We start from the raw sequence: 2,380 nt of genomic DNA, 5'->3' as shown, positions 1-2,380 counted from the left end.
GCATGCGCTACGTCCCCTACGGCGGCCCCGCCGTCGTGCCCGACTGGCTGCGCACCCCACCCCGGCGACCACGCGTCGGCCTCACCATGGGCCTGGACGCGACCGAGGTCTACAACGGCTACAACGTCGACATGCAGGACATCCTCGACGCGCTGGCCGACCTCGACATCGAACTCGTCGCCACCGTCGCCGAATCCGAACAGAGAAAGCTCGCCCGCGTCCCCGGCAACGCCCGCCTGGTCCCCTACGTGCCCTGGCAGGCCATGGTCCCCACCTGCTCGGCCGTCATCCACCACGCCGGCGCCGCCACCCTGGCCACCACCGCCCTGCACCCGGTCCCCCACCTGTCCCTGCACTACCACTACGACCAGCCGATCCTGGCCCGCAAGCTCGCCGAACACGGCGCCGGACTGGAGATCCACACCAGCCAGGTCACCGGCCAGGCCGTCCGCGACAACCTGCTGCGCCTGCTGAACGAGCCGGCCTTCCACCGGTGCGCCGCCGACCTGCGCGACGAGATCCACGCGCTGCCCACCCCCAACCAGCTCGTCCCGCAGCTGGAAGAACTCACCGCCAAACACCGCTGAGGGGAGGTGACCGGGGTGCGTCCCGCCCGGGGACGCTGCCGGGCTCCTGGCCGGCCCCACGGTCAATCGTCCACCCGCGCGTCCTTCCCTCCGGAAGCAGCACGCCGGGCGACCCACAGGCCCCGTTCGAAACGGTCGTCCCGCAGGTATTCGGCATCGCAGCCGGCCTTCGCAAAGGCCGTTTCGTACTGCTCTCGGGTGAACAGCGTCATGAGGAGCGTATCGGTGGAATGGTGAATTCCGGAGGCGGGGTCGACCTCGACAGAGTGCACCACCATCTGAATCCGGTTACCGTCGCCGGGGTGACGGACGGAATGGGAGGCCCGGAAAATCGTCCTTGAGTCGTCCTTGATGAGATCGGTGGCCGCGTGTCCGGGAATGAACTCATCCGGGCTGAACCACGGCTCGATGATCACGACCCCTCCCGGCGCCAGGTGACGCACGAAACACTCGATCGTCGTTTCGAGCTCGGCCACCGACTGCAGGTGCGGAATCGCGAACATACATGTGATCGCGTCGAACAGCTCTCCCAGCTTGAATTCCCGCATATCCGCGCATCGCACCTCAATCCCCGGAATCTTCGCTTGGCTGAATCTCAGCATGTCCGCCGAGACGTCCAGCCCCACGGTTCGATCGAACAGTTTCACGAAGAACTGCAAATGCAGACCGGTCCCACAGGCCACATCGAGCAAGGACGAAGCAAACGGATTTCGCCGACGTACTATCCGTGCCACCTCTGCCGACTGGTCGGCGTAACCCTTCTTTCGGTTACGCATGAGCAGGTCATAGATCTCAACGTAGCGATCCCTGTACATCTTTCTATCACCGCATTTCAGATCGGCGCAGCTCTCGGCGGAGCAGAACATGAGCGACCGGCACGGCTAAAGCTCCACGGCGCGACTCCGCAGCCATGCCCGAGATAAACTAGATCGTATCGGGCATTCTACAGACCCTCTTCTGGAAAATCAGCGTCCCGGTCACGAGGAAACCCCGGGGCCGAGAGCCGGGATTTGGGGAGCCGTCCCGCCAGCGGGACAGGCCATACCCCACCATCCGTACCGGGCTGTGCCGAGAAAAGGCGGCCCGCCGGATCGCCCGCATTTCCGCAGGCAATCATGAGACCTGCACGAATTACCGCCGGAGCCCGGACCGGAAGGATCACGCTGACCTGGATATGGGCGACGTACTTCCCCATCGGCTACGCTGCCCAGCGGGGCCGGCTCAGCCCGTCGACATATTTAGCATTGAATTCCTGGGTGCTACTTCCGCGTATTACCGTGCGCTGGTTCCGGCGCGTTTCCACGCACTGACCGGGCGGTGCGCGGTGCCGGGACGACCTGCCGAACACCGCTGAGGAGAAACGACACGATGCGCGTCCTGCTGGCCACCTACCAGAGCAAGACCATCTTCCAGACGATGGTGCCGCTGGCCTGGGCGCTGCGCACCGCCGGTCACGAGGTCCGCGTCGCCAGCCAGCCCTCCTTCGCCGACGCGGTCACCCAGGCGGGCCTCACCGCGGCGCCGGTCGGCCGGAACCACACCACCTGGCGGATAGTCGAGGCGCACGCCGAGCAGGCCGAGGCTGAACGGGCCGGGCTGCCCGCACCCTATGACGCGGCGGTGACGGACCCCGCGGCCCTCGACTGGCAGGCGATGCAGGACGGCTACGCAAGTCTCCTGTATCGCTGGCACAAACCGGACAACTTTCCGATGGTCGCCGATCTGGTGGACTTCGCCCGGCACTGGCGGCCCGACCTGGTCATCTGGGAGGCCACCACCTACGCCGGAGCGAT

The 2,380-nt window shown here is 66.0% G+C and carries 2 protein-coding genes and 1 pseudogene; 2 read left to right on the top strand and 1 reads right to left on the bottom strand.

What is annotated here, in order from left to right; genetic code table 11:
- Positions 1–587, top strand: a 587-nt coding sequence (locus tag ABZU75_RS46195; protein ID WP_355569874.1) for a nucleotide disphospho-sugar-binding domain-containing protein, incomplete at its 5' end; no start/stop codon positions are given.
- A gap of 62 nt (positions 588–649) precedes the next feature.
- On the opposite strand, the gene ABZU75_RS46190 is transcribed toward ABZU75_RS46195, so the two are convergent.
- Entirely contained in the window at positions 650–1,363 is a 714-nt protein-coding gene (locus tag ABZU75_RS46190) for a class I SAM-dependent methyltransferase (protein ID WP_355569871.1), read from the bottom strand.
- A gap of 592 nt (positions 1,364–1,955) precedes the next feature.
- On the opposite strand from ABZU75_RS46190, the pseudogene ABZU75_RS46185 reads away from it, so the two are divergent.
- A pseudogene (locus ABZU75_RS46185) lies at positions 1,956–2,380 on the top strand (glycosyl transferase); the annotation flags it as partial.

The sequence above is a fragment of the Streptosporangium sp. NPDC005286 genome (assembly GCF_040607515.1).
Classification (GTDB): Bacteria; Actinomycetota; Actinomycetes; order Streptosporangiales; family Streptosporangiaceae; genus Streptosporangium.
This window is presented reverse-complemented; position numbering and strand designations above follow the sequence as displayed.

Coding starts and splice junctions, on each gene's coding strand:
- ABZU75_RS46190 (WP_355569871.1), bottom strand. CDS start 1,363: ATGCGTAACCGAAAGAAGGGTTACGCCGACCAGTCGGCAGAGGTGGCA.